We start from the raw sequence: 3,128 nt of genomic DNA, 5'->3' as shown, positions 1-3,128 counted from the left end.
GGGCGTAGACGGGGATCTCCGGGTCCAGGTGCGGGCGAAGGATCTGCCCGTAGAAGACGAACCCCACCACGTCGTGGATCAGGAACAGGGGGCGCTCGGAGCCGCCCTCCCGGACCGGGATGGCGCGGGCGGTGCCCACCCAGTCGCCGGTCCGCTCCAGCCGCGCCGCGAGCTGGAAGAGCGTGGGGTACGTGAACACCTCGTCCACCGTCGCGGCCGGGTTCAGCGACTCGCGCACGCGGGCCACCATCCGGGCGGCGAGCAGCGAGTGGCCGCCCAGGTCGAAGAAGTGGTCGCGCCGGGCCACGCGCTCCACCCCCAGCACGTCGGCCCAGATCTCGGCCAGCACCGACTCCGCCATGGTGCGCGGCGCCTCGAGGCCGCGGCGCGCGAACGCCGCGCCCTCCGGCGCCGGGAGCGCCCGGCGGTCCAGCTTGCCGTTGGTCGTGAGCGGAAGGGCCTCCAGCGGCACGTACGCGTCGGGCACCATGTACGCCGGCAGACGGCCGGCAAGGTGCGCCTTCAGCGCGTCGGCCGGGGCCTCGCCGACCACGTAGGCCACCAGCCGCTTGCGCCCCGGGGTGTCCTCCCGCGCCAGCACCACCCCCTGGCGCACCGCCGGGTGCTCGCGCAGCCGCGCCTCGATCTCGCCCAGCTCGATGCGGAAGCCGCGGATCTTCACCTGGAAGTCGTTGCGTCCCAGGAAGTCGAGATCGCCGTTCTCCTTCCATCGCGCCCGGTCGCCGCTGCGGTACAGCCGTGCGCCGGGAACGGCGGAGAACGGATCGGGAACGAAGCGCTCGGCGGTGAGCGCGGGGCGGCCCAGGTAGCCGCGCGCCACGCCGGCCCCGCCGATCAGCAGCTCGCCCGCGACGCCCGGCGGCTGCGGCTCGCCCAGCGCGTCGCAGACGTACAGGCGCACGTTCCCCAGCGGCCGGCCGATCGGGTGCCCGGCGACCACGCCGTCCGCCGGCACCTGGTGCGCCGAGGCCAGGATCGCCGCCTCGGTGGGGCCGTAGAGAACGGAGGTCCGCGCGGACGGGAAGGCGGCGGTCATCTCCGCCAGCAGGTCGGCGGGAACCTGGTCGCCGCCCACGAAGGTGGCGCGGAGGCGGGCCAGGCGCGGCGCCCGGCGCTCCACCTGCACGATCTCGCGCATCAGCGCGGGGACGGCGTGCAGGAGCGTGGCGTCCGCCACCTCGCTCAGGAACGCGCGCGGGTCCATCACCCGCTGGGGCATGACCAGGCGGGTTTCCGCGCCGGAAATGAGCGGGAGAAGGATCTCGAAGAGCGAGATGTCGAAGGCGCTCGACGCCAGCGCGGGGAGCATGTCGCCGGGGCCCACGCCGTACTCCGCGCGGCTGACGGCCAGCAGGCTGACCAGCGAGCCGTGGCGCACCAGCACGCCCTTGGGCCTTCCCGTGGAGCCGGAGGTGTAGATGACGTACGCCAGGTGCTCCGGCCGCACCCCCACCTCGGCCCGGTCCGGGTCCGACGCGGGATACGCATCCAGCGCCGCGAGGTCGCCCGTGTCCACGAGCGGCACCCCGGCACCGGCGAAGCGGGCGACGAGCGGCCCCTCCGTCAGCAGCGCGGCGGGCGCGCTGTCGGCCAGCACGAACTGCAGGCGGTCCTCGGGATTCACGATGTCGAGCGGAACGTAGCCGCCGCCGGCCTTGAGCACCGCCAGGAGCCCGACCACCGTTTCCAGCCCGCGCCTGACGCCTACCGCCACGCGCACCTCCGGCCCCACCCCCAGCGCGCGGAGGCGGTGCGCCACGCGGTTGGCCCGCGCGTTCAGCTCCTCGTAGGTGAGGCGCGCCCCTTCGAACGACACCGCCACGGCGCCGGGCGTCCGCTTCACCTGGGCTTCGAAGAGCTCGTGGATGCACGCGTCGGCGGGGTACGCCGCGTCGGTGGCGGTCCACTCCTCCACCACCGTGCGCCGCTCGGCCGGGGAAAGCAGCGCCAGCCGGTTCACCGGCTTCGCGTCGTCCGCGACCATCCCGTCCAGCACCCGCCGCAGGTAGCCTACGTGCCGCTCGACGGTGGCCCGGTCGAAGAGCGCGGTGGCGTACTCCACCGTCCCCCGGATCCGGCCGCCCTCGTCCCGGAGCGCCAGCGACAGGTCGAACTTGGCGCTCACGGGCAACGACGAGCCCCCGGAGCCCTCCGCGTCCAGCGGGCCCAGCGCCAGCCCCGGCAGCTCCAGGCGTTCCCCCGGCGCGTTCTGCCAGGCGAACATCACCTGGAAGAGCGGCGTGTGCGCCAGGCTGCGCGTGGGGTGAAGGTGCTCCACCACCTGTTCGAAGGGGATGTCCTGGTTGTGCTGGGCGGCCAGGGCGCGCTCCTTCACCCGGCCCAGCAGCTCCGCCACGCTGGGCGAGCCCGACAGGTCCACGCGCAGCGCCAGGAGGTTGACGAAGAAGCCGACCAGGCCCTCGATCTCGCGCCGCCCGCGGTTGGCGGTGGGGCTGCCGACCACGACCTCGTCCTGGCCCGAGAGCCGGGCGAGCACGGCGGCCCACCCCGCCAGCAGCGTCATGAACAGCGTGGTGCCGTGCCGCTGCCCCAAGGTCCTGAGCGCCGCGGACAGCGCCTCGTCGAGCTCCACGTCTACCGACGCGCCGGTGAAGTCCTGCTTCGCCGGGCGCGCATGGCTCGTCGGCAGCTCCAGCAGCTCCGGCGCGCCGGACAGCGTCTCGCGCCAGTACTCCGCCTGGCGCTGCAGGACCTCGCCCTCCACCACGCGGCGGTGCCACGCGGCGTAGTCGGCGTACTGCACCGGCAGCGGCGGGAGCGGATCGGGCTCGCCGCGGGTGAAGGCGCCGTACAGCGCGCCCAGCTCGCGGTGCAGCACGCCCATCGACCAGCCGTCGGAGACGATGTGGTGCATCGTCAGCAGCAGCACGTGGTCGATCGCCGCCAATCGCACCAGCCGGCCGCGGAACAGCGGACCGTGCTCCAGGTCGAAGGGCGCGCTCGCCTCGTCCTGCACCAGGCGGCGCAGTTCGTCCTGCGCGTCCGTCGAGGCACGGAGGTCGTGCTCCACCAGCCGGAACCCGCTAACCTCGACGCGGGCGACGTGCTGGACCGGCTTTCCGTCCACCGTCGGAAAGGTGGTGCGC

At 74.2% G+C, this 3,128-nt stretch carries 1 protein-coding gene; it reads right to left on the bottom strand.

Annotation, left to right across the window (positions count from 1 at the left end; all coding sequences use genetic code 11):
- Positions 1–3,128, bottom strand: a 3,128-nt coding sequence (locus tag VIB55_RS19035) for an amino acid adenylation domain-containing protein (protein ID WP_331878254.1), incomplete at both ends; no start/stop codon positions are given.

This window comes from Longimicrobium sp. (genome assembly GCF_036554565.1).
Taxonomy (GTDB): Bacteria; Gemmatimonadota; Gemmatimonadetes; order Longimicrobiales; family Longimicrobiaceae; genus Longimicrobium.
The sequence above is the reverse complement of the archived record's forward strand: the minus strand, read 5'-3'. Positions and strand labels throughout refer to the sequence as shown.